The 23203-nt window shown below is 68.9% G+C and carries 21 protein-coding genes; 10 read left to right on the forward strand and 11 right to left on the reverse strand.

Annotated elements, in window-relative coordinates; all coding sequences use genetic code 11:
- Positions 1-73: 73 nt before the first annotated feature.
- From IW245_RS28620 to dnaA, 9 genes are all read right to left on the reverse strand, one after another.
- Positions 74-787, reverse strand: coding sequence for a DUF3566 domain-containing protein (locus IW245_RS28620; RefSeq protein ID WP_197006249.1), 714 nt, complete (start codon positions 785-787; stop codon positions 74-76).
- Between the two features lie 3 nt (positions 788-790).
- Positions 791-3289 carry a DNA gyrase subunit A gene (gyrA, locus tag IW245_RS28625; protein WP_197006250.1) on the reverse strand — a complete coding sequence of 833 codons (2499 nt, stop codon included), beginning with the start codon at positions 3287-3289 and terminating at the stop codon, positions 791-793.
- 40 nt (positions 3290-3329) lie between these two features.
- Positions 3330-5279, reverse strand: coding sequence for a DNA topoisomerase (ATP-hydrolyzing) subunit B (gene gyrB, locus IW245_RS28630; protein ID WP_197006251.1), 1950 nt, complete (start codon positions 5277-5279; stop codon positions 3330-3332).
- Between the two features lie 338 nt (positions 5280-5617).
- On the reverse strand, positions 5618-6097 hold the full coding sequence (locus IW245_RS28635; RefSeq protein ID WP_197006252.1) for a hypothetical protein: 480 nt from the start codon (positions 6095-6097) through the stop codon (positions 5618-5620).
- Positions 6098-6130: 33 nt separating this feature from the next.
- Positions 6131-6733, reverse strand: a complete 603-nt coding sequence (locus tag IW245_RS28640; protein ID WP_372445260.1) for a DciA family protein — start codon at positions 6731-6733, stop codon at positions 6131-6133.
- Entirely contained in the window at positions 6723-7853 is a 1131-nt protein-coding gene (gene recF / locus IW245_RS28645) for a DNA replication/repair protein RecF (protein ID WP_197006253.1), read from the reverse strand. The genes IW245_RS28640 and recF overlap by 11 nt, the downstream gene beginning before the upstream one ends.
- Positions 7854-7855: 2 nt before the next feature.
- Positions 7856-8731: a phosphogluconate dehydrogenase (NAD(+)-dependent, decarboxylating) gene (gene gnd, locus IW245_RS28650; RefSeq protein ID WP_197006254.1), complete on the reverse strand. Its 876-nt coding sequence runs from the start codon at positions 8729-8731 to the stop codon at positions 7856-7858.
- A gap of 34 nt (positions 8732-8765) precedes the next feature.
- Positions 8766-9908 (reverse strand): DNA polymerase III subunit beta, encoded by a 1143-nt coding sequence (gene dnaN / locus IW245_RS28655; RefSeq protein ID WP_197006255.1) that lies wholly within the window; start codon positions 9906-9908, stop codon positions 8766-8768.
- 499 nt (positions 9909-10407) lie between these two features.
- Positions 10408-12201, reverse strand: coding sequence for a chromosomal replication initiator protein DnaA (gene dnaA / locus IW245_RS28660; protein WP_233472883.1), 1794 nt, complete (start codon positions 12199-12201; stop codon positions 10408-10410).
- A gap of 254 nt (positions 12202-12455) precedes the next feature.
- Here dnaA and rpmH point away from each other — a divergent pair, with 254 nt between their 5' ends.
- The 10 genes from rpmH to IW245_RS28710 all read left to right on the forward strand — a co-directional run bounded on the left by rpmH (position 12456) and on the right by IW245_RS28710 (position 21405).
- Positions 12456-12593 (forward strand): 50S ribosomal protein L34, encoded by a 138-nt coding sequence (gene rpmH, locus IW245_RS28665; protein WP_197006256.1) that lies wholly within the window; start codon positions 12456-12458, stop codon positions 12591-12593.
- Positions 12594-12627: 34 nt separating this feature from the next.
- The gene (gene rnpA / locus IW245_RS28670; protein WP_197008727.1) at positions 12628-13011 is read left to right on the forward strand and encodes a ribonuclease P protein component; all 384 of its coding nucleotides are present in this window, start codon (positions 12628-12630) and stop codon (positions 13009-13011) included.
- Entirely contained in the window at positions 13008-13268 is a 261-nt protein-coding gene (yidD, locus tag IW245_RS28675; protein ID WP_197006257.1) for a membrane protein insertion efficiency factor YidD, read from the forward strand. The genes rnpA and yidD overlap by 4 nt, the downstream gene beginning before the upstream one ends.
- Entirely contained in the window at positions 13265-14173 is a 909-nt protein-coding gene (gene yidC, locus IW245_RS28680) for a membrane protein insertase YidC (protein ID WP_197006258.1), read from the forward strand. Before yidD ends, yidC begins: the two co-directional genes overlap by 4 nt.
- Positions 14174-14267: 94 nt before the next feature.
- Complete coding sequence (locus tag IW245_RS28685) at positions 14268-14762, forward strand: Jag family protein (RefSeq protein WP_372445314.1); 495 nt, start codon at positions 14268-14270, stop codon at positions 14760-14762.
- Positions 14763-15127: 365 nt separating this feature from the next.
- The gene (gene rsmG / locus IW245_RS28690) at positions 15128-15748 is read left to right on the forward strand and encodes a 16S rRNA (guanine(527)-N(7))-methyltransferase RsmG (RefSeq protein WP_231398967.1); all 621 of its coding nucleotides are present in this window, start codon (positions 15128-15130) and stop codon (positions 15746-15748) included.
- Positions 15749-15796: 48 nt separating this feature from the next.
- Entirely contained in the window at positions 15797-17164 is a 1368-nt protein-coding gene (locus IW245_RS41040) for a ParA family protein (RefSeq protein WP_307788923.1), read from the forward strand.
- Positions 17161-18198 carry a ParB/RepB/Spo0J family partition protein gene (locus tag IW245_RS28700; RefSeq protein WP_197006260.1) on the forward strand — a complete coding sequence of 346 codons (1038 nt, stop codon included), beginning with the start codon at positions 17161-17163 and terminating at the stop codon, positions 18196-18198. The genes IW245_RS41040 and IW245_RS28700 overlap by 4 nt, the downstream gene beginning before the upstream one ends.
- Positions 18199-19189: 991 nt before the next feature.
- The gene (locus IW245_RS28705; protein WP_197006261.1) at positions 19190-19795 is read left to right on the forward strand and encodes a hypothetical protein; all 606 of its coding nucleotides are present in this window, start codon (positions 19190-19192) and stop codon (positions 19793-19795) included.
- Positions 19796-21018: 1223 nt separating this feature from the next.
- Positions 21019-21405 carry a YrdB family protein gene (locus IW245_RS28710; RefSeq protein WP_197006262.1) on the forward strand — a complete coding sequence of 129 codons (387 nt, stop codon included), beginning with the start codon at positions 21019-21021 and terminating at the stop codon, positions 21403-21405.
- Positions 21406-21468: 63 nt separating this feature from the next.
- Here the strand turns inward: IW245_RS28710 and IW245_RS28715 are convergent, their stop codons facing one another.
- Positions 21469-22665, reverse strand: coding sequence for a hypothetical protein (locus IW245_RS28715; RefSeq protein WP_197006263.1), 1197 nt, complete (start codon positions 22663-22665; stop codon positions 21469-21471).
- Positions 22662-23171 carry a SigE family RNA polymerase sigma factor gene (locus IW245_RS28720; RefSeq protein ID WP_197006264.1) on the reverse strand — a complete coding sequence of 170 codons (510 nt, stop codon included), beginning with the start codon at positions 23169-23171 and terminating at the stop codon, positions 22662-22664. The genes IW245_RS28715 and IW245_RS28720 overlap by 4 nt, the downstream gene beginning before the upstream one ends.
- Positions 23172-23203 lie beyond the last annotated feature (32 nt).

Genomic DNA, 23203 nt, shown 5'->3' on the forward strand with positions numbered 1-23203 from the left:
GGCTCACCTGGGCGGGCTGGACAACGACGAAGGCCCCCGACAACGGCGGGGGCCTTCGCGACGTGCCTGGAACTCATTCCTTCTCGGAAAGAGTCAACTCCACTCCACCGACCAGGTCGGCGCACACGTTGTAGATGAACGACCCCAGCGTGGACAGGGCCGTGAACAGCACCATGTTCACCACGCCGAGCACCGCGGCCGTACCGATCACGCCGAGTGCCGTGATCTTGAAGCTGGCGCCCTTCGTGTCACCGGCGGAGCCGATCAGCGAGGCCAGCGTCTTGTTCAGGGTGTCGAAGACGCCCATGGCGTCCAGCGCCAGGTACAGCACCGCCGTGGCCACGACCATGACGATGAACAGCACCACGGACACCGCGAACGAGAACTTCATGACCGACCACGGGTCGATCCGCTTCAGGTGCAGCCGGGCCCGCCGGGGCCCACGGGAGGCCGCGGCGGACACGGTCGCCCGTGCCGCGCGGACGGCCTCGGCCACCGGCCCCTTGGCGCCTGGGGCCGGCACCGGCGAACCCGCCGGGACCGCGCTGACCGGCCGGGGCGCGGCCACGGAGGCCGCACCCGGCAGGGTGTCCGGCGGCGGGTTCATCCCGGGCGGCCGGGTGAACTTGGCCGTGGAGGGTGCCGCTTCTCCGGGGACTGTGGCGCGCCCTACCGCCGCGCGACCGGCGGCGCCGCCGGTCTCTGACGGCTCCGCCGCCAGCCGCGCTGTTCCGGGGTCCCCCGTAGACCCGGTCGACGCCGAGCTCTTCGCCTGTGTCTCCGTCATCGGCTATTCCTGTTCGTCCGGCTCGTCGGCATTGCGGGCAACAGCCACGATCGTCACACCGTCTGGAAGTTCCATCAACTTGACACCCATTGTGTTCCGATCCCGGGTTCTGCGCACAGGCTTCACCGGAGTCCGGATAACTCCACCGTTCGACGTGATGGCGAACAGCTCGTCCTCCGGCTGGACGGCGAGCGCCCCGACCAGACCACCCCTGCGAGAGGTGATCTTGGCGGTGAGCACGCCCTTTCCACCCCGACCCTGCACAGGGTATTCCTCCACGGGAGTCCGCTTCGCGAAGCCACCGTCGGTAACTACGAGAATGTCCATTCCCTCCCGAGTTACTTCCATCGACAGTAGCTCGTCACCCTCGCCGAAGCGCATACCGATGACGCCCGACGTGGCGCGTCCCATCGGGCGCAGCGCCTCGTCGGTGGCCTCGAACCGGATGGCCTGCGCCTTCTTGCTCACCAGCAGCAGGTCGTCGGTGGGCGAGATCAGCTGGGCGGCGACCAGTTCGTCGTCGTCCTTCAGGTTGATCCCGATGACCCCGCCGGACCGGTTGGAGTCGAAGTCCTCCAGCTTGGTCTTCTTCACGAGGCCGGCCTTGGTCGCCAGCACCAGGTACGGCGAGACCTGGTAGTTCGGGATCTCGATGATCTGGGCGATCTGCTCGTCCGGCTGGAAGGCCAGCAGGTTCGCGACGTGCTGACCCTTCGCGGTCCGCGACGCCTCCGGCAGCTCGTACGCCTTCGCCCGGTACACCCGGCCCTTGTTCGTGAAGAACAGCACCCAGTCGTGGGTGGAGCACACGAAGAAGTGGTTGATGATGTCGTCCTGGCGCAGCGTGGCTCCGGAGACGCCCTTGCCGCCGCGCTTCTGCGAGCGGTAGAGGTCGACCTTGGTCCGCTTGGCGTAGCCCGTGCGGGTGATCGTCACGACCACGTCCTCGCGGGCGATGAGGTCCTCCATGGAGACCTCGCCGTCGAACGGGACGATCCGGGTGCGGCGGTCGTCGCCCCACTTCTCGACGATCTCGGTGAGCTCGTCGCGCACGATCGCGCGCTGGCGCTCCGGCTTGGCCAGGATGTCGAGGTAGTCGGCGATCTCCAGCTCGATCTTGGCGAGCTCGTCGATGATCTTCTGCCGCTCCAGGGCCGCGAGGCGGCGGAGCTGCATGTCGAGGATCGCCGTCGCCTGGATCTCGTCGACGGTGAGCAGCTCCATGAGGCCGTTGCGGGCCTCCTCGGTGCTCATCGACCGGCGGATCAACGCGATGACCTCGTCGAGGGCGTCGAGCGCCTTGACGAGACCGCGCAGGATGTGGGCCCGCTCCTCGGCCTTGCGCAGCCGGTACTTGGTCCGGCGGACGATGACCTCGAGCTGGTGGGCCACGTAGTGCCGGAGGAACTGGGCCAGGTTCAGCGTGCGGGGCACGCCGTCGACCAGGGCCAGCATGTTCGCGCCGAACGTCTCCTGCAGCTGGGTGTGCTTGTACAGGTTGTTCAGCACGACCTTCGCGACCGCGTCCCGCTTGAGGACGATGACGATCCGCATGCCGGTCCGGCCGCTGGACTCGTCGCGGATGTCCGCGATGCCGGTGAGCTTGCCGTCCTTGATCAGGTCGGCGATCCGCTCGGCGAGGTTGTCCGGGTTCACCTGGTACGGCAGCTCGGTGACGACGAGCACCGCCCGGCCCCGGGCGTCCTCCTCGACCTCGACGACGGCGCGCATCCGGATCGAGCCGCGCCCCGTGCGGTACGCGTCCTCGATGGCCTGCCGGCCGACGATCAGCCCGTGGGTCGGGAAGTCCGGCCCCTGGACGATCTTGATCAGCTCGTCGAGGGTCTCGGCCTCGTCGACGTCCGGGTTGTCCAGGCACCAGTGCACGGCCTTGGCGATCTCGCGCAGGTTGTGCGGCGGGATCTTGGTGGCCATACCGACGGCGATGCCCTCGGAGCCGTTGACCAGCAGGTTCGGGATCCGGGCGGGCAGCACCTCGGGCTCGGTCGCGCGACCGTCGTAGTTCGGGCCGAAGTTGACCGTGTCCTCGTCGATGTCCCGGAGCATCTCCATGGCCAGCGGGTCGAGCTTCGCCTCGGTGTACCGCATGGCGGCCGGCGGGTCGTTACCCGGCGAGCCGAAGTTGCCGTGGCTGTCGATCAGCGGGTAGCGCAGTGACCAGGGCTGGGCCATCCGGACCAGGGCGTCGTAGATCGACGAGTCGCCGTGCGGGTGGTACTGACCCATCACGTCGCCGACGACGCGCGAGCACTTCACGAAGCCCCGGTCGGGCCGGTAGCCGCTGTCGTACATGGCGTACAGGATCTTGCGGTGCACCGGCTTGAGGCCGTCGCGGACGTCCGGCAGGGCGCGGGCCACGATCACGCTCATCGCGTAGTCGAGGAACGAGCGCTGCATCTCGACCTCGATGCCGACCAGCTCGACCCGATCGCCTTCCTCCGGCACGGCACCGCCGGCCGGCGGGGTGGTCGTCTCCGTCACAGGTAACCCTTCACTCGTATGTGCTTAGTCGACAGAGCGATCAGATGTCGAGGAACCGGACATCCTTGGCGTTGCGCTGGATGAAGTTCCGGCGCGACTCCACGTCCTCACCCATCAAGACGCTGAACAACTCGTCTGCGGTTGCGGCATCGTCCAGAGTGACCTTCAGGAACGTGCGCGTGGCCGGGTTCATCGTCGTTTCCCACAGCTCGTGGTGGTTCATCTCGCCCAGACCCTTGTTGCGCTGGATCTCGTCCGGCTTGGCGTTGGGCTTGCTCTCCTGCCGCTTCCGGATCAGGGAATCGCGCTCACGGTCGGAGAAGGCGTACTGGATGTCGTCGCCCTTCTTGTTCCACTTGATCTTGTACAGCGGCGGCTGGGCCAGGTAGACGTGCCCCAGCTCGACCAGCGGACGCATGAAGCGGAACAGCAGGGTCAGCAGCAGCGTGTTGATGTGCTGGCCGTCGACGTCGGCGTCGGCCATGAGCACGATCTTGTGGTACCGCAGCTTCTCGGCGTCGAACTCGTCGTGGATCCCGGTGCCGAGCGCGGTGACCAGCGCCTGGACCTCGTTGTTCTTCAGCGCCCGGTCGATCCGCGCCTTCTCGACGTTGAGGATCTTGCCCCGGATCGGGAGGATGGCCTGGATCTTCGGGTCACGGCCCTGCTTGGCGGAGCCACCGGCCGAGTCACCCTCGACGATGAAGATCTCCGAAAGCCGGGGGTCGGTCGACTGGCAGTCGGCGAGCTTGCCGGGCATCGAGCCGGACTCCAGCAGGCTCTTGCGCCGGGCGAGCTTGCGGGCCTGCTGGGCCGCGATCCGGGCCCGGGCCGCCTGCGAGGCCTTCACGATGATGGTCTTGGCCTCGGTCGGGTTCCGCTCGAACCAGTCGACCATCCACTCGTTGCAGGCCTTCTGCACGAAGCTCTTCATCTCGGTGTTGCCGAGCTTCGCCTTCGTCTGGCCCTCGAACTGCGGGTTCGCCAGCTTCACCGAGATGATCGCGGCGAGGCCCTCGCGGATGTCCTCGCCGGAGAGCTTCTCGTCGCTCTTGAGGAACTTCTTCTCCGCGCCGTACTTGTTGACGATGCTGGTCAGCGCCGAGCGGAACCCCTCCTCGTGCGTGCCGCCCTCGTGCGTGTTGATCAGGTTGGCGAACGTGTAGACACTCTCGCCGTACGACTCGTTCCACTGCATCGCGACCTCGAGCGACATGCCCTCGCCCTCGGCACTGAACTCGACCACCGACTTGTGGATCGCGCTCTTGCTCGCGTTGAGGTGCCGGACGAAGTCGGCGATGCCGCCCTTGTAGAGGAAGATGACCTCGCGGACCTCTTCCTCGTCCTCGGGCCGCTCGTCGCGGAGCACGATCGTCAGCCCGCGACACAGGAACGCGGTCTCCTGCAGCCGGCGGTAGATCGTCTCGAAGTTGTAGTCCGTGACCTCGAAGATCGTCGGGTCCGGGTAGAACGTGATCGTGGTGCCGTGCTCGTTGGTCGGCTCGCCCTTGGCGATGTCGGCGACGGACTTGGTGTTCCGGAAGGTCTGCCGCCAGTGGTGGCCGTTCTTCCGCACCTGGACGTCGACCTCGGTCGACAGGGCGTTGACCACCGAGATGCCGACGCCGTGCAGACCGCCGGAGACCTTGTACGCGTCGCCGTCGAACTTGCCGCCGGCGTGCAGGATGGTCAGCGCGACCTCGACGCCCGACTTCTTCAGCTTCGGGTGCAGGTCGACCGGGATACCGCGGCCGTTGTCGATGACCCGGACCCCGCCGCCCGGCAGCAGGGACACCACGATCGTGTCGCAGATGCCGGCGAGGGCCTCGTCGACCGCGTTGTCCACGACCTCCCACACGAGGTGGTGCAGACCCCGCTCACCGGTGGAACCGATGTACATACCGGGCCGCTTGCGGACGGCCTCCAGGCCCTCCAGAACGGTCAGTGAACCGGCGCTGTAGTCGTCCTGTTGTTGCTTCGGCGCTGCCACCCTTGGTCGCTTTCTCCGCCCCCGTAGAGGACGGCAGGTCGGCACGGGCACGGCGTCAAGTCAGGGCGCTGGGCACCCCCGACGCCCGTACGCGCGGATCTGATCGGCTGCTTCGCGGTAATCCTACTGCGCCCCACTGACAGAACATGCACCAGACGCCCTCAAGTCGCCGTAGGGCCCGGAACTGACCCAGGTTGGCATCCCCCCACGCGGACCGTGGTGCTCGGTCCGGAGCCTGCCCACGGGCGGATATTGACACCTACGGCACTCCCGCCGGAGGTTTTTAGTTATTAAAGAACCCTAAATCTGATTTAGCACGCGTAACCGAGAGCGGGCCGTCAGTCACTCGACGAGCTGGACGACGAGCTACCCGAGTCGGACGACGAGGACGAACCGGAGTCCGACGACGAGGAGGACGAGCCCGAGTCCGACCACGAACCGGAGTCCGAGGACGAAGAGGACGACGAGTCCGGGGACGACGACGGCCCGGCGTCCTGCCACGAGCCGATGTCCGAGGACGGCCGGTCCTGCCAGGTGCCGTAGTCGGCCGGGGCCTGCCAGGAGTCGGTCGGGGCCTGCGCGGACCCGGAGTCCTGCGGCCACGGGGTCTGCTGCGGGTAGTACGCGTTGGGGTCGTGGAACGGCGTCGGGTACTGGTCGCCGTGCTGGTAGGGCGCGTGACCCTGCCCGTAACCGCCACCCGTGCGGCCGGCGGTCGACTTCCTGGTGGTCATGACGACGGCGGCGATGGCCCCCGCGACCAACGCGACGACGGCGAGCAGGCAGGTGACCAGCATGAGAAGGACGAGGGCGCTCATGGCATCCAGGATGTGACCGGTGTCAAGCCCGTACTATTCGTACTGGTCACGGGGCCCGGGCCGGTCGCGCACCCAGCGCGGCCCCTGATAGCCCCGCCCGGTGCTCGGGCCGTGGATGTTGAGCTTCTTGACCACGTTGTGGCCGATCTCCTTGGCGATCTTGGCCAGCAGTCGGGCCGTCATCAGCCGCAGCTGGGTGGCCCAGGCGGTGGACTCCGCCTCCAGGGTCAGCTCGCCGTCGTCCAGCTTCACCGGCCGGCAGTGCGCGGCGATGTCCGGACCGACGACCTTCTCCCACGAACCGAAGACCTTGGCCTCGGCGTTGGGCTTCTGCCAGCCCCGATCCTTGATCAACTTACCGAGGAGCGAACCGATCAGCTGCGGGTCACGCGGGTCGGGACCCGGTCCGCTGTACCCGCGCTTGCGCCGCTCCAGGACGCCCGGAGGCTTGCGGCTCGCCTGCCGGGCCGCCGTGCGCTTCTGCGCGGCCTCCAGCGCCGCCCGGGCCAGGTCGGGCCCGCGCAGCGGCTCGGTCGACGGCGGCACCGCGGCCGGCTGGCCCGGGGTCACGGGATGCCGGCGCACCGGCCGGGCCTGGTCGCCCCGGCCCTGATCGGCGGAAGCGTCAGAGGACACGGTGCACCTCGCCGCCCGCCACGTCGTAGCGCGCGCCTTGCAACGCCGGGGGCACGTCGCCGGCGACCGCGCAGGTCACCAGGGTCTGGCCGGCGCCGGCGACCAGCTCGGCGAGCCGGTCGCGCCGGGAGGTGTCCAGCTCGGCGAACACGTCGTCGAGGACCAGCACCGGCTCGATGCCCTCCGAGCGGAGCAGTTCGAAACTCGCCAGCCGCATGCCGAGGGCGAAGGACCAGCACTCGCCGTGGCTCGCGTAGCCCTTCACTGGCAGGTCGCCCAGTTGCAGGCGCAGCTCGTCGCGGTGCGGGCCGACCAGGGTCACCCCGCGCTCGATCTCACTACTCCGCGCCTGGGCCAGCGCCTCCAGCAACCGGGCCGCGAGGAGCGCCCGGTCGGAACCCGGAAGATCATCACCAAGACTCGACTGGTACTCGATGAGCGCCGAGCCCTTGCCCTGGCTCACCGCGTCGTACGCGTCCTCCACCGGTTGCCGCAGAGCCGTGACCAGCTCCAACCGGCCCGCCAGCAGCTCGGCCCCATGCAGCGCGAGGTGGTTGTCCCACACGTCCAGAGTGGACAGGTCCCGGGACCCGGCCCCGGTCTTCCGCGACAGGTACGCCGTCCTGAGCAGGGCGTTGCGCTGCTTGACGACCCGGTCGTAGTCGGCGCGCACCCCCGCGTACCGGGGCTGGCGGGCCACCAGGAGCTCGTCGAGGAAGCCCCGCCGCTCGGCCGGGTCCCCTCGTACCAGGGAAAGGTCCTCCGGGGCGAAGAGCACCATCCGCAGCGCGCCGAGGATGTCGCGCGGTCTGCTGGCCGGCGCGCGGTTGAGCCGGGCCCGGTTGGCCTTGCCCGGCACGATCTCCAGCTCGACCAGCAGTTCCCGGCCGTCGTGCACGATCGCGGTCCGCACGATGGCGCGGTCGGCCCCGGCGCGGACCAGAGGGGCGTCGGTGGCCACCCGGTGGCTGCCGAGGGTCGCGACGTAGCCGAGCGCCTCGATCAGGTTGGTCTTGCCCTGGCCGTTGGGCCCCACGAAGACGCTCGGCCCGGCCTCCAGCTCGATCGACAGCTTCTCGTAGCTGCGGAAGTCGACGAGCTCGAGGTGGCGGGCGTACACGGCTAGTTCGTCTTGACGGCGTGGCCGCCGAACTGGTTGCGCAGCGCGGCGACGGCCTTCATGGCCGGCGAGTCGTCCTGGCGGGAGGCGAACCGGGCGAACAGCGAGGCGGTGATCACGTGCAGCGGCACGCCGAGCCGGATGGCCTCCTCGACCGTCCACCGGCCCTCGCCGGAGTCGGCGGCGTAGCCCTTGATCCCGGCGAGCTGCGGATCCTCGTCGAGGGCGTTGACCAGCAGGTCCAGCAGCCAGGACCGGACGACGGTGCCCTCTTTCCAGGACTTGAAGACCTCCGGCACGTTCGTGACGTGCTCGGAGGCCTCCAGCAACTCGTAGCCCTCGGCGTAGGCGTGCATCAGCCCGTACTCGATGCCGTTGTGCACCATCTTCGCGTAGTGCCCCGCGCCGACCTTGCCGGCGTGCACGAACCCGTACTCGCCCTCGGGCTTGAGCGCCTCGAAGATCGGCATCAGGCGGGCCACGTCCGCCTCGGCCCCGCCGACCATCAGCGCGTAGCCGTTCTGCAGGCCCCAGACGCCGCCGGAGACGCCCGCGTCCACGTACCCGACGCCCTTGGGGGCCAGGTGCGCGGCGTTCGCCTCGTCGTCGGTGAACCGGGAGTTGCCGCCGTCGATGACGATGTCGCCCTCGGCCAGCAGCTCGCCCAGCTCCTCGACGGTGCCCCGGGTCGGGTCACCAGCGGGAACCATGATCCACACGGCGCGGGGGGCGGCCAGCTTCTCGACCATCTCGCGCAGGCTGGCGACGTCGGAGACCTCGGGGTTGCGGTCGTAACCGACCACCTCGTGACCTGCGCGGCGCAACCGCTCGCGCATGTTGCCGCCCATTTTTCCGAGTCCGACGAGCCCGAGCTGCATGTCCGCCCCTTCCGCGTGGCCTACCCCGATGACCCTAGCTGTTCAACCTGATGGGCATCAGCAGGTACCGGTACGCCGCCTTCGCGTCAGCGTCGCCGTTGCTGTCCTCGGTGCCGGCTGACAGCACGGCCGGCTTCATCGCGTTGGTGAACGACAGCACCGCCATCGGCGCGTCGAGCACCGACAGGCCGTCGAGCAGGAACTGGTGGTTGAACGCGATCGTCATCGGCTCGCCCGTGTACTCGCAGTCCAGCGCCTCACTGGCCCGCGCGTCCTCCGTGCCGCCGGCCTCGACGACCAGCCCGTCCTCGCTGAAGCTCAGCCGCACCGGGGTGGACCGCTCGGCGACCAGGGCGACGCGCTTGACGACCTCGACGAGCGAGGACGCCTTGACCCGCGCCTGCGCGTTGTACGAGTCCGGGAACAGCGACCGCAGCTTCGGGTAGTCCCCGTCGAGCAGCCGGCTGGTGGCCCGGCGGCCCTCCCCGGCGAACCCGATCATGCCCTCGCCGACGCCGTCGGCCGCCAGGGCGATCGTGACGTTGCCGCCGAGCGGGCCGAGGGTCTTGGCCGTGTCCGCGAGGGTGCGGGCCGGGACCAGCGCCTGGAAGCTCGCACCGGGCTCGCCCGGGTTCCACGTGAGTTCGCGCAGCGCCAGCCGGAACCGGTCAGTGGTGAGCATCGTGAGCGTCTCGCCCTCGAACTCGAGCCGGACGCCCGTCATCATCGGCAGGGTGTCGTCACGGCCCGCGGCTATGGCCACCTGTGCGACGGCGGCCGCGAAGGCCGCAGCGTCGATCTGACCGGCCGTAGGGGGCATCTCAGGAAGCGTGGGGTAGTCCTCGACCGGCATTGTCGGCAGGGTGAAGCGCGCACTGCCGCACGTGAGCTCCAGGTGCGAACCGACGGCCGCGACGTCGACCGGCTTGTTCGGCAGGGACTTGGTGATCTCGGCGAGCAGACGGCCGGACACGAGTGTCACGCCGTCGGACTCCGCGTTGACGAGGACCCGCACCTGACTGGAGACCTCGTAGTCGAAGCCGGAGACCGTCAGGTGCCCCTCGAGCACGCGCAGCAGCACTCCGGCGAGCACCGGCACCGGCGGTCGGTTCGGCAGGCTCTTGGCCGTCCACGCGACCGCGTCTGCGAGCGCGTCTCGCTCTACCCGGAACTTCATGCTGCCCCCTTCATCGAGCTTTGTAGATTACTTGGCTGCGGTGTCGAGGAGAACGCTTCTCCACAGGTTTCCCCAGCCTGCTATTGATCTTTTCTTTCTTTCTAAGAACTAACAGTCGTAGTAATCGGTCCTGTGGATACTGTGGATAACCGTCGTTTCCGCAGGTGAGACCCATCGATACCCTGTGGACAACCTGTGGACGCAGCTGTGGGTAACTGCCCTAGTTTTCCACAGGCCCAAAGTTGTCCACATCCTGTCCACAGGCAGAGCCTAGTTATCCACAGGATATCCACAGGGTTTTGCACAAACTGTGGATAACCCCGTCCACAGGGATATCCACAGATCTTGGGCGGTTGTCCACAGGAACAGGACGTTATCCACAGGTCGTCCACAGGCATATCCACAGAGTTATCCACAGGCTGTGGAGGCAAGGTCCGGCCTAGATCGGTGATCGTGGATGGATTTGCAGAGTTCGGTGCCCTGCGGAGTGCCGTGGGCATCAGGGAGCCTGGAGCTTGATCCGGTTGGTCAACTCGGCGATCTGGTTGTACAGCGAACGCCGCTCGGCCATCTGCTGGCGGATCTTGCGGTCCGCGTGCATGACCGTGGTGTGGTCGCGACCGCCGAACGCCGCCCCGATCCGGGGCAGGGAGAGGTCGGTCAGCTCGCGGCACAGGTACATGGCGACCTGGCGGGCGCCGACCAGCAGCCGGGAGCGCGAGTGGCCGCGAAGGTCCTCCATCGTGACCCCGAAGTACTCGGCGGTCTCCTGCATGATCTGGTCGGCCGTCAGCTCCGGACCCTCCCCCTCGGGGATCAGGTCGCGGAGCACCTCCTGGGCCAGCGAAAGCTCCACCGACGTCCGGTTCAGGCTCGCGAAGGCCGTCACCCGGATCAGCGCGCCCTCCAGCTCCCGGATCGACGAGGAGATCTGCGAGGCGATGAACTCCAGCACCTCCGGCGGCGCGAACAGCCGCTCCTGGGCGGCCTTCTTCTGCAGGATCGCGATTCGGGTCTCCAGGTCCGGCGGCTGGATGTCGGCCAGCAGGCCCCACTCGAAGCGGGTCCGCAGCCGGTCCTCCAGGGTCGCCAGCTGGCGCGGGGACCGGTCGGAGCTGATCACGATCTGCTTGTTCGCGTTGTGCAGCGTGTTGAACGTGTGGAAGAACTCCTCCTGGGTCCGCTCCCGGTTCTCCAGGAACTGGATGTCGTCGATCAGGAGGATGTCCACGTCGCGGTACCGGCGCTGGAACGCGCTCGTCTTGTCGTCCCGCAGCGAGTTGATGAAGTCGTTGGTGAACTCCTCCGTCGACACGTACCGGACGCTGCGGGCGTTGCCGAGCGTCGTCGCGTAGTGCCCGATGGCGTGCAGGAGGTGCGTCTTGCCCAGCCCGGAGTGCCCGTAGATGAACAGCGGGTTGTACGCCTTCGCCGGCGACTCCGACACGGCCACCGACGCGGCGTGCGCGAACCGGTTGGACGAGCCGATCACGAACGTCTCGAACATGTACTTCGGGTTCAGCCTGGCCAGCCCGCTGTCGGCCTTGGCGTCCCTGCCGGCCGAGCCGCGCCGCACGTAGTCGGCCGGGTGCGGTTGCTCGCCGCGCGCCGGGTCGGTCGCGCGGGCCACGGCGGCCTGGGCGCTGCCGGGGCTGCCGTGCATGTGGGTCGGGGCCGGCGGCGGGGCCACCTCGGCGAGCGCCGCGGTGCCGCCCTTGCGTTCGGCCTCCAGCGCGTCGGCGGTCGCGTGGTTGGCGATCACCTGGTCGTACTCGGTCGGGTTGGACAGCCCCGGCAGCGTGAACGTCTGGTTGGGCGCGGGGTGCTCGGCCGGCGGGTGCTCCGTGCGGCGGGACCGGCGCGGCCGGGCCGGGGGCTGCTCCGGCTGGGCCTCGAACGGCAGCACGCCGGGCGGCGCCTCGGGCATGGGCCGTTCCATCGGCCGTTCCACCGGACGCTCGACCGGCCGCTCCACCTGCTGCGGGGCCTGGACGGGCGGGGCCGGCGGCTGGGCCTCGGCGGGCGTGGCGTCCGGGGCGCGCACGGTGACCGCGACCTGGATCGGCCGGCCGAGGCGGCGGGACAGCGCGTCGGTGATCGCCGGGCGCAGCTTCGTCTCGATGGCGTCCCGGGTGAACGTGTCCGGCACCGAGATCAGCGCCGTGTCCTCCACGAGCGCCCGCAGCCGGGTCATCCGGAGATAGGCACGCTGCTGGGGCGAGATCAGTCCGTCGGAGAGCTCTTCGGTCGCCGACGTCCAAACCTTCGCGAGGTCGACCGGATTCTCGGTCACCGCCGCGCACCCCCCTGGTTGATTGCGTGCTGTGGCGAGTTTTCCACAGGTCCTCAACCGCGCAGGACTCAGGCATGATAGTCACGCCCGTCGCGGCGTGTCCGGCGCTCGTGTGGCCGACGGCACGCGACCCCAGGTCTACCCTGAAGGGTCGGCTTCGCTGCTCTTTGCTAGTGTGTTCTCTGCGGCGTGTCCGCGTACGTGGACCACCACGAAGACTTACGAGTACCACCTGAGAGTACGGAGACCGTGACGTGAGCAAGCGCACCTTCCAGCCGAACAACCGCCGGCGCGCGAAGACCCACGGCTTCCGGCTGCGCATGAGCACCCGGGCCGGCCGTGCCATCCTCTCGGCGCGCCGTACCAAGGGTCGCAAGACTCTGTCGGCCTAAGCCGCACAGGCCCGGTCATACGGAGCCGTTGAACGTGCTGCCTGCCGCTTCGAGGCTGCGCCGCCGCATCGACTTCAGCGTGACCGTCCGCGGAGGCCGACGCGCGAGTCGCGGCGCCCTCGTGGTGCACCTGGCCAGCACCGCCACCGAGCAGTCGACAACCCGCCCGGAGGGGAATAGTCCCCGGGCGGGCTTTGTCGTATCCAAGGCGGTGGGCAACGCAGTGGTACGAAACCGGGTCAAACGACGCCTTCGGCACCTGATGCGCGACCGGCTCGGGCTCCTCGGCCCGGACGACGCGGTCGTGGTGCGGGCGCTGCCGGCCGCCGCTGCCCGCTCGTACACCCAACTGGGTCTGGACCTCGACGAAGCTCTCGCCGCGGCACGGACCCGACGCCACCGCGGCGGTGAGCGTTGACACCCGTGGCCCGTGTGCTCTCGTTTCCTATCGTCGCGTACCGTCGATGGGTGAGTCCGGCGCTGCCGGCGCGCTGTCGGTTCCACCCGTCCTGTAGCGCCTACGCTCTAGAGGCGTTGGCTACGCACGGTGCTCTTCGAGGAGCCTGGCTGACGCTCCGGCGGCTGCTGCGCTGCCAACCATTCCACCCCGGCGGTTATGACCCGGTACCCCCGGCGAACCGCCACCCAGGCGACGTGACTGGAGCCGCGACGTGAGTCTCGACTGGATCTACATTGCCATCTCGTGGCTACTTCTGCGCTGGCACGAACTCTGGGACCTGATCGTTCCCAAGACGGTCGTCCTCGGCACGAACTGGTCGTGGGTGCTCGCGATCGTCTTCCTGGTGATCACTGTCCGGATCCTGCTGTTCCCGCTCTTCGTGAAGCAGATCCGCTCCCAGCGCGCCATGCAGGCCATCCAGCCCAAGGTCAAGGAGCTGCAGGCCAAGCACAAGGGTGACAAGGAGACCCTGCAGCGCGAGATGATGGAGCTGTACCGCACGGAGAAGGCCAACCCGCTGATGGGCTGCCTCCCCCTGGTGCTCCAGATGCCGGTCTTCCTGGGCCTGCTGCACGTCCTGCGCCGCCTGGTGCCGGACGGCAAGCACAACCCGACGCTGTACGGCTGGACTGCCGAGCAGTTCGACCTCGCCTCGCACGCCAAGCTCTTCGGCGCCCCGATCGCCGGCAAGTTCGGCGCGACGGCCGGCGTCGAGGCCCTGGGTTCGACGCCGCTGAACGTGAAGATCGTCGCCGGGGTCCTGATCCTGATGATGATGGCGACCACGTTCATGACGAGCCGCCAGATGATCCTCAAGACCGGCTGGTCCGAGGACCCGCAGCAGAAGATGATCCAGCGCCTGATGCTCTACGGCATCCCGTTCACGCTGTTGATCTCCGGGTACCTGTTCCCGATCGGCGTGATCATCTACTGGGTCACCACGAACCTGTTCTCGCTGGGCCAGCAGTTCTGGGTGCTGAAGAAGTACCCGCCGCCGCCGGCCGCCGCCAAGATCGGCGAGAAGTCCAAGGACGTGGACGCCGCGGCCAAGCTCACCGTTGAGGCCCCGAAGCCCGGTGTGAAGCCCGCCAACCAGAAGAAGCGTGGCGCCCGGCGCTAAGCGCCCCGAAGACCATTGGCGCCTCGACGCCGGATCTAGGAGAGAACAAACAGTGACCGACACGAGCACCCCGCAGGCCGAGACCGACGACGTCGTGGTGGCCGAGAAGCCGGTTCGGGCTCAGGCTGACGCGGAGACCCTGTTCCGGGAGAGCGAGATCGCCGCCGACTACCTGGAGGGTCTGCTCGACATCCTCGACTACGACGGCGACATCGACGAGGTGGTCCAGAACGGCCGCCCGCTGGTCGAGATCGTCGGCGACGACCTCGACGGACTGGTCGGCCCGCGCGGCGCGACCCTGGAGGCGCTCCAGGAGCTGGCCCGCCTCGCGGTGTACGCGCAGACCGGCCACCCCAGCCGACTCCTCGTCGACGTCGGCGGCTTCCGCGACGGCCGGCGCAAGGAGCTGGGCGCGCTGGCCAAGACCGCGGCCGAGCGGGTCCTCGCCGACGGCGAGGCCGTGAAGCTGGAGCCGATGAGCGCGTTCGAGCGCAAGTGCGTGCACGACGTGATCACGGCCATGGACGGGGTCCGCAGCGAGTCCGAGGGCGCCGAGCCGGCCCGCCGCGTCGTCGTCCTGCCGGAGTGACCGCTTCGTCGCCGGACGCTGCGGGCCTGCCGGACTCCGGGGGGCTGTCGGATGCGTCAGGTGCCGAGGCTCCGTCGGGTCCCGGGGGCCCGACGGAGCCCGGCTCCTCGGCGGGTCATGGCGGTCCGGCTTCGCAGGCTTCGGGGTCCGGTTCCCGGTCCGCCTCCAGTGAGGCTGGCTCCGGTGCCTCCGACGAGGCCACGTCGGCGACCTCTCCCGGAGTTGGCTCCGGGACTTCCGACCCGGCGGGGTCCGCGACCGACCCGGCGGGGTCCGCGACGAGCTCGCCCCGGCCGGAGCCGGACGCCGCAGAGCCCGCGCCCGGTCCGCCGCCGGCCGCCGCGCTCGCGGTCTTCGGCGACCAGTTGGACGCCGCGATCGCGTACGCCGAGCTGCTCGCGACCGAGGGCGTCGTCCGGGGACTGATCGGTCCCCGCGAGGCCCCCAGGATCTGGGACCGGCACCTGCTCAACTGCGCCGTCGTCGCCGAGCTGATCCCGTTAGGCGCGTCTGTCGTGGATGTCGGTTCTGGGGCTGGATTGCCCGGTATCGTCCTAGCTGTGGCCCGACCGGATCTGCAGGTGACCCTGGTGGAGCCGCTCGCGCGTCGTACCGCGTTCCTGGACGAGGTCGTCGACCAGCTGGACCTCACCGGGGTCACGGTGGTCCGGGGCCGCGCCGAGGAGCTGGTGGGTCGCCTGGCACCCGCCGACATCGTCACCGCCAGGGCGGTCGCACCGCTCGACCGGCTCGCCGGTTGGTGTCTGCCGCTCGCCGCGGTCGGTGGTCGGATGCTGGCGATGAAGGGTTCGACCGCTGCTGAGGAGATCGCGGAGCACCGCAACGTGATCCTCAGGCTCGGTGGCGGACAGGCGCGGGTGTTGAGCTGTGGGGCCGGACTGATCGACCCGGAGACGACCGTGGTCGAGGTGGTCCGGGAGCGCGTGATCACGCAGGGAGGAAGCCGGCGCAGCCGAGGCCGGTAGCTACGCATAGGGGGGCTGATGGCGGGGGGCCGGAAGCGAGTCAGTGCGTTGGGGTGGCTGCGCAGTGCGGTCACGGGCAGGCTGAGTCAGTCCATCGATAACGCGACCACCGGCGATGCGCAGGTGCGTGCCGGACGGATGACGAAGGGCGTGGCGAGATCGCCACTCGCTGATCTGACGGGTACGCGACCGTTGACGCCAGGGGTGTTCGGGCCCCGGTTGGATCCGGATAAAGTACCCAAAATTGAGCTCCTTTCTTCGGTTGAGCCGGATTCCGTCGAGACCGCCGATGGCGACGACGGCTCTGTCCCCGTAGGCTTGCCGGGCGCCCCCCGATCGGGCGGAGACGCAGTGCCGGCACCGGTCGGCGCGGGCTCCCCCGGACACGCCGGAGATTCGGAGTCCACGGCGGCCCAGGGTGCCGAATCCAGCGGAGTGGACACGGTGCAGGACGACAGCTACGGCGATGTTTCACGTGAAACGAGCGACATCCCCCACCCCCGTCTCGGCGATGTTTCACGTGAAACAGCCGCCGGTGACGTAGACGAAGACCTTCCGCTCGCCCAGGAGGCGAAGCGGGCCGTCCAGGTGCTCAACCCCGGCGGCGGGGCCCAACTCCCCCGCCCGACCCGGCGGCGCATCATGGCTGTCGCGAACCAGAAGGGCGGGGTGGGTAAGACCACCACCACGGTGAACATCGCCGTGTCGCTCGCCCTGCATGGCAACCGGGTGCTGGTCATCGACCTCGACCCCCAGGGCAACGCCTCCACCGGGCTCGGCGTCGACCACCACGCCGGCGTGCCCAGCATCTACGAGTCACTGATCGACAACGTGCCGCTGGACGAGGTGGTCGCTCGGGTCGAGGGCATTCCGAACCTGGTCTGCGCCCCCGCCACGATCGACCTGGCCGGCGCCGAGATCGAGCTGGTCAGTGTGGTCGCCCGGGAGTCGCGGCTGAAGCGGGCGATCGAGGCGTACCCGGAAGAGCTCGATTATGTCCTGATCGACTGCCCGCCATCGCTCGGCCTGCTCACGGTCAACGCCCTCGTCGCGGCCGAGGAGGTCATGATCCCGATCCAGTGTGAGTACTACGCGCTGGAGGGCCTCGGCCAGCTCATCCGCAACATCGATCTGGTCCAGGCGCACCTGAACCCGAAGATCGAGGTCTCCACCATCCTGCTCACCATGTACGACCGCCGCACCCGGCTGGCCGACCAGGTCGAGCAGGAGGTGCGCAGCTACTTCACCGACAAGGTGCTCCAGGCGGTCATCCCCCGGAATGTCCGGGTTTCGGAGGCGCCCAGCTATGGTCAGTCGGTGATGACGTACGACCCGGGCTCCCGTGGAGCCACCAGCTACTTCGAGGCCGCCCAGGAGATCGCGCAGCGCGGCGCGAAGCTCGGAGGAAGCGCATGAAGACCAACCGACGGGGCGGGCTCGGCCGTGGGCTCGGGGCGCTGATCCCGTCGGGGCCAGCCGCCCCGGAGGCCACGCAGGAGGCTCCAGCGGCCCCGGTGGCGACCGTTCCGGCCCAGGCGGCACCTCCGGCAACTCCTGCGCCCGTTGCCGCTCCGGTTGAGGCTCCGGTGGCCCCGGCTCCCACCGCGCCGGTGTCCGTGCCGGGCGATCAGCTCGCGCCCGTGCCCGGCGCCCGGTTCCGGGAACTGCCGATCGACTCGATCGTGCCCAACAGCAAGCAGCCCCGGCAGATCTTCGACGAGGACGCCCTCGAGGAGTTGAAGGCGTCCATCCGCGAGGTCGGGTTCCTCCAGCCGATCGTGGTCCGCGAGACCGCCCCGGGCAAGTACGAGCTGATCATGGGCGAGCGCCGCTGGCGTTCCGCCCAGGCGATCGGGCTCACCGCGATCCCGGCGATCATCCGCGAGACCGCCGACGACGCGATGCTCCGCGACGCCCTCCTGGAGAACATCCACCGGGCGAACCTCAACCCGTTGGAAGAGGGCGCCGCCTACCAGCAGCTGCTGGAGGAGTTCGGCGCCACCCACGAGGAGCTGTCCCGGCGGATCGGCCGCAGCCGACCGCAGATCACCAACACGATCCGACTCCTGAACCTGCCCGCCGGGGTCCAGCGGCGGGTCGCGGCGGGGGTGTTGTCGGCGGGGCACGCGCGGGCGCTGCTCTCCCTCGACAACGCCGAGGCCCAGGAGGCGCTCGCGCTGCGGATCGTGGCCGAGGGGCTGTCTGTGCGGGTGACCGAGGAGCTGGTGTCGCTCGGTGCGCCGGAGACGCGGAAGGCTCCGGCGGCGCGGCGGCCCAAGGCGCATGCTCCGGCGTTGGGTGAGTTGGCGGAGAAGTTGTGCGATCGGTTCGATACCAAGGTTCGGGTTGATCTGGGGAAGCGTAAGGGGAAGATCACTATCGAGTTCGCTACGGTGGATGATCTGGAGCGGATCGTGGGTGTGATCGGGTTGGATCGGCCGGCGGAATAGATCCATTCTTTGGGTACTGAGCCCCGGGCGCCTGTTGGTGCTCGGGGTTTCCTGTGTTCCGGGGCGTGGGGCCCGGGGCCTGGGTTCTCGGCCTCGGGGTCTGGCGCGGGATTGGGGCGTGGGCCTGAGGCTAGGTCTGAGGATCTGGGGCGTGGACCTGGACCTGGACGTGGGGCTCGGGGCTTTGGCCTGGGCCATGGGCTTGGGTCTGAGGGATTGGGTTTGAAGGCTTGGGCTTGAGGGCGTGAGCATGGCATGGGCGTGGACCTTGGCCGCAGGCTCGGGCGTGAGGGCTTTGGGCGGCCGGCTTGCCCTGTGGATGGCGCGGACGAAGTGAGGTTCATAGCCGCGTGGCTCAGTGGCTTGGCTTTGGTGGGGTCTCCCCCGAACGTTGGTTCTGAGGGTCGCGGAGTGCTGGGTCGAGGAAGAACAGGCCGGAGCGGAATCAGCTCTGGGGTGAGCTCGGACTTTCGGCGTAGTCGAGAAGACGGACCAGCCATGCTTCGCGGATGACGTCGTGGGTTGAAAGGCGGTTCGCCGTGGGGTCGATCTCAGGCACGGGGTGCCTTGCGGAACCCGCGTCATGACGGATCATCTGGGTGAGCCGTGAGCCGTGAGCCGTGAGCCGTGAGCCGTGAGCCGTGAGCCGTGAGCCGTGAGCCGTGAGCCGTGAGCCGTGAGCCGTGAGCCGTGAGCCGTGAGCCGTGAGCCGTGAGCCGTGAGCCGGTCGGGTGGTGGGCTGAGATTTTCGGATCTTGGAAATTCAGTTCGTGCTTCCGGGGAGATCCGGGCTCGGGATCGTCGAAAGTCCCCGATGGAATCGACGAATTTCGCTGAGTTTGGATCATCGCTCAGAGTCATGACAATTATGGTCAAACTAGGGCCTATTTTAGGCCTATCCCCTAACCCTCGGGACTCACGTCACGGTGACGATACTGTTCGTCGCACCTGCGGTGTGTCCATCCTGGCGCGACTCGGATAAGGTCCGATTGTGGCCGACGACACCCCAGCTGTGCCCCACGACAGAGAACTTCCGGACTTCGTTTCCTGGCCGACGTTTCCCTTCGAGGGCGAGTTCAAGATTCGCGCCCTCGATCCGCCGGTCGAGCTTGAGCCCGATCGGGAAGGCGAGGATCCCAGTACTTGCACCGCATGCAAACGTACCGACGAGGACTACATCTGGGTCGATGAGCGGTGGCGTCTCCGGGCGCTCGGACCGACCGGCCTCCCCATGGTGCTGATGCTTGAGACCCGTTCGCACCTCGATCTCGGCGACTTGCCGAACCTGCTAGCGACCGAGATGGGCGTCCTCACCGTCCGGCTCGAACGCGCCATTCGCTGCCTGGACGGAGTCGCCCGGGTACACGTGAATCGGTGGGGCGACGGATCCGCTCACCTGCACCTCTGGTTCCTGGCCCGACCGTACGGGCAACTTCAGCTGCGGGGGACGTTCCTCTCCCTGTGGGATGACGTACTTCCCCCGGTGGAGGAACGGCCGTGGTTGGAGAACCTGGCGTTTGTCGCCGCGTACCTTGCCGAGCATGGCGGGCGGGCTGTGATGGCGCCGCCGCCGATTGACTGGGGTGCCGCGGAATAGATCGTCCGTAGTCGGGAAGCCCAATCCGGGAGCCATGTTTCACGTGAAACATGGCTCCTTTTGCATGCGCTCGATCAGTCGGACCCGGCGTGTGTGGCCATGGCTGTCGACACCAAGCGGTCAGCGATCCGGCCACCAACATGCGCGCACCGTCGAGTGGTAGCCGGCAGTCGAGCCCTGCTGGCTCGTCACGGCATCCAGACTGCGGCCCGCTCGTGCAGGCCCGCGCGGCCCGTTCGTGCCCGCCCGCAGTGAGGCGCTCTGGCTACCCGGCCATACCTCGGTCTGTCCTGGTGGGATGTCGAGGACCGGGTGAACTGCTGCCCTGCGAGCAGTCGAGGCTGAGCCAATTCTTGCCGTCCCCGTTGCGCAGATCAGCAGCCGGAACTAGATTTTCGCCGCTGGGCCGCTGGGCCGCTGGGCCGCTGGGCCGCTGGGCCGCTGGGCCGCTGGGCCGCTGGGCCGCTGGGCCGCTGGGCCGCTGGGCCGCTGGGCCGCTGGGCCGCTGGGCCGCTGGGCCGCTGGGCCGCTGGGCCGCTGGGCCGCTGGGCCGCTGGGCCGCTGGGCCGCTGGGCCGCTGGGCCGCTGGGCCGCTGGGCCGCTGGGCCGCTGGGCCGCTGGGCCGCTGGGCCGCTGGGCCGCTGGGCCGCTGGGCCGCTGGGCCGCTGGGCCGCTGGGCCGCTGGGCCGCTGGGCCGCTGGGCCGCTGGGCCGCTGGGCCGGGTGATTCCGTGCGGCATGTTTCACGTGAAACACGAGGGCCTCATCGACTCCACGTCTGTGTGCCAGCGATGTTTCACGTGAAACACCGAGACTCCAGTGGCGCTGGCCTCGACAGCGGTCGACCGCGCCTCCCCTGGGTGCCCGACTCGGCCTAGCCCTTCAACTCCTCATCGTGCGCACCATGGATTCTGCGCCGCCCGCCGCCATCCTTGTTTCACGTGAAACATCGCCCCACCCACAGCAGCCCGCCGCCGATCACCCCAGCCGGGAGACGGCTAGCCAGGCTCAGCCGCGGCAACCGCCACCGGCAGGCCACCCCAGTGCGGGGCGACGGATCCGGCCACGCCCGCCGAAGCCGTCGCCCCGGATGTCGGACGGCGCCGAACACACCACTGCCCACGCCGGCGATGAAAGACCCACCGAAGGCGCCGATGCTTCACGTGAAACACGGCCGGATTCCACATCGCCCGCCGGCCTGCGGAGTGAGCTACAGTCCGGCGCATGATCAACACTCCGCCAACTGTTCCCCCGTGGAACCTGGCGCTCAGGTTGTGCCTGGAACTCGCAGCCCTCGCCGGCTTCGCGTGGGCCGGTTGGCATCTGGCGAGTGGTGTCCTCGCCGTCCTGCTGGCCGTTCTCGGCGTACTGGCGGGAGCCACCCTCTGGGGAGTCTTCGCGGTGCCGGGCGACCCGAGCCGGAACGGCAAGGCGCCGGTCCCAGTGCCGGGTGTCGTCCGGCTCCTCATCGAGTTGCTCGTTCTGTTCGGCGGCCCGGTGGCCTTCGTGGCCTGTGGCGCGCCGGCCGTGGGGTGGGCGCTGGTCGCGCTGAACCTGCTGCACCACGCGTTCGCGACACCGAGACTCCGTTGGTTGGTGCGGCAGCACTAGCCGGATCTCTGAGAACGCATGCCGGCCTGCCCCGGATAGGGACAGGCCAGCATGCGTTCTGGACTAGAGCTTCAGTGCGAATTTGGCCTCGGATGTGGTGCTCCCCCGATAGTCGCCATCGGCCTCGGCGTGTCGCGCGATCCCGAAGACATACGAGTCGGTGTTCGTGGTGTCGATGCTCGAGTAGGGCAGCGTGAACTCCAACGTGAGCGTCCTGGTCTCGCCCGGCTGGAGTTTGCCGAGGGCGCAGTGCGCGCCGAACTTGTCCGGCTGGTTGGCGTCCCGGGTGCACCCGGTCCACCCGGTGCCGGACTGCCGGACGGCTCCGGGGGCCCAGATCGCCACCGAGGTGTTCCACGCCGCTCCCATGCCGTCGTTGTGGACGGTGACGGTCAAGGTGCCGGTCCGCTGTCCGCCGGTGAACGGGCCGAAAGTGAGGTCGGTGGAGGTGACGACGAGTTTGGCGAAGTGCGGGTTCTTCCCGACACTCGTGGGGCCGCCGGTCTGGTGGAACTTCTGTCCGTCCCAGCCGTAGGTTCGGGTCTGGTGCTGGGAGTACTGTGCCGAGTCCGCGTCGCGGAGTCCGGAGAAGTCGCCGACCTCAGCCTGCACCGCGCCCTCGGCGGTGACGGCCACGTCGAAGATGACTGCCAGCTCGTGCGGGTCGCCGTCCGGGGTGGTGTCGGCCACCACCTGTCCGATGGTGTGCACGGTGCCTGTCGCGTCCTGGTCGAACGCGACGATCTGGGTGAGCGGGTTCTGGCCGGTCCGGCACCTGATGATGGCGACGGTGTCCAGTACGTGGTCGTGGTTGACGTCTCCGGTGACCACCTTGCCCAGGACGATGTTGCGTGGGGCTCCCTGGGGGGTGCCTGGTCCGGTGCCGTCGGCCAGGGTCTGCTGGCCCCGGCACTGTGGACTCTTGTCGAACACCCAGGCGGGGATGTCGAGGGTGGCGTTCGCCAGGTCGATCGGCGTGCCGGTCATGGCGGGCTCGGGCGAGGTCGACGGGGTCGGGCTGGCGGACTGGGACACCGAGGGCCCGGGGGTGTCGGCCGGGATGATGGTGGAGCGGGGGGTCGGGGTCAGGGCCATGGCCGAGCCGGCGACCACGCCGACGACGGCCAGGGCCACGCCGCCGGCGAGGGTGCCGCGCTGCCAGGCGAGGCGGCGGGAGCTGGCGAGTACCCGGCTGTGCAGGTCCACAGGGGCGACGTCCTCCGCGAGCGCCGCGAGCTGGGTGTGCAGGTCGTTGTTCATCGGGCGTCTCCGTTGGCGAGGGCGAGCTCGGGGGCGACGGTCCGCAGCCGGGCGAGGGCCTTGGAGGTCTGGGACTTGACGGTGCCGAGCGTGACCCCGAGGAGTTCGGCGGTCTCGGACTCGGTGTGGTCCTCGAAGAAGCGCAGGACGAGGACGGCTCGCTGCTTGTCCGTGAGTTTGAGCAGCGCCTGCCGGAGCGTGATCTTGAGCGTCGTGGCCGTGGTGCCGTCCTCGCCGCCCCGGTCGGGCAGGTCGCCGGGCATCGACTCGGCGATCCGGCGCTTCCGCCACCAGCTCACCTGGAGGTGATACATGATCTTGCGGGTGTACGCCTCGGCGTTCCCCACCTCGTGCAGCTTCTTCCAGGACCGGTGGGTCCTGGCGAGTGCACTCTGGACGAGGTCCTCTGCGAGGTGCTGATCGCCGGTCAGGAGGTACGCCGAGCGCAGTAGCGCAGGGGTGCGAGTTCGAACAAAGCTGTCGAACTCATCGGCGGTGGAAACCACGTGATTGCTCCGGTGGAAGGGGTTCGGCGTCG

Origin of the sequence: Longispora fulva, assembly GCF_015751905.1 — a bacterium.
Lineage (GTDB): Bacteria > Actinomycetota > Actinomycetes > Mycobacteriales > Micromonosporaceae > Longispora > Longispora fulva.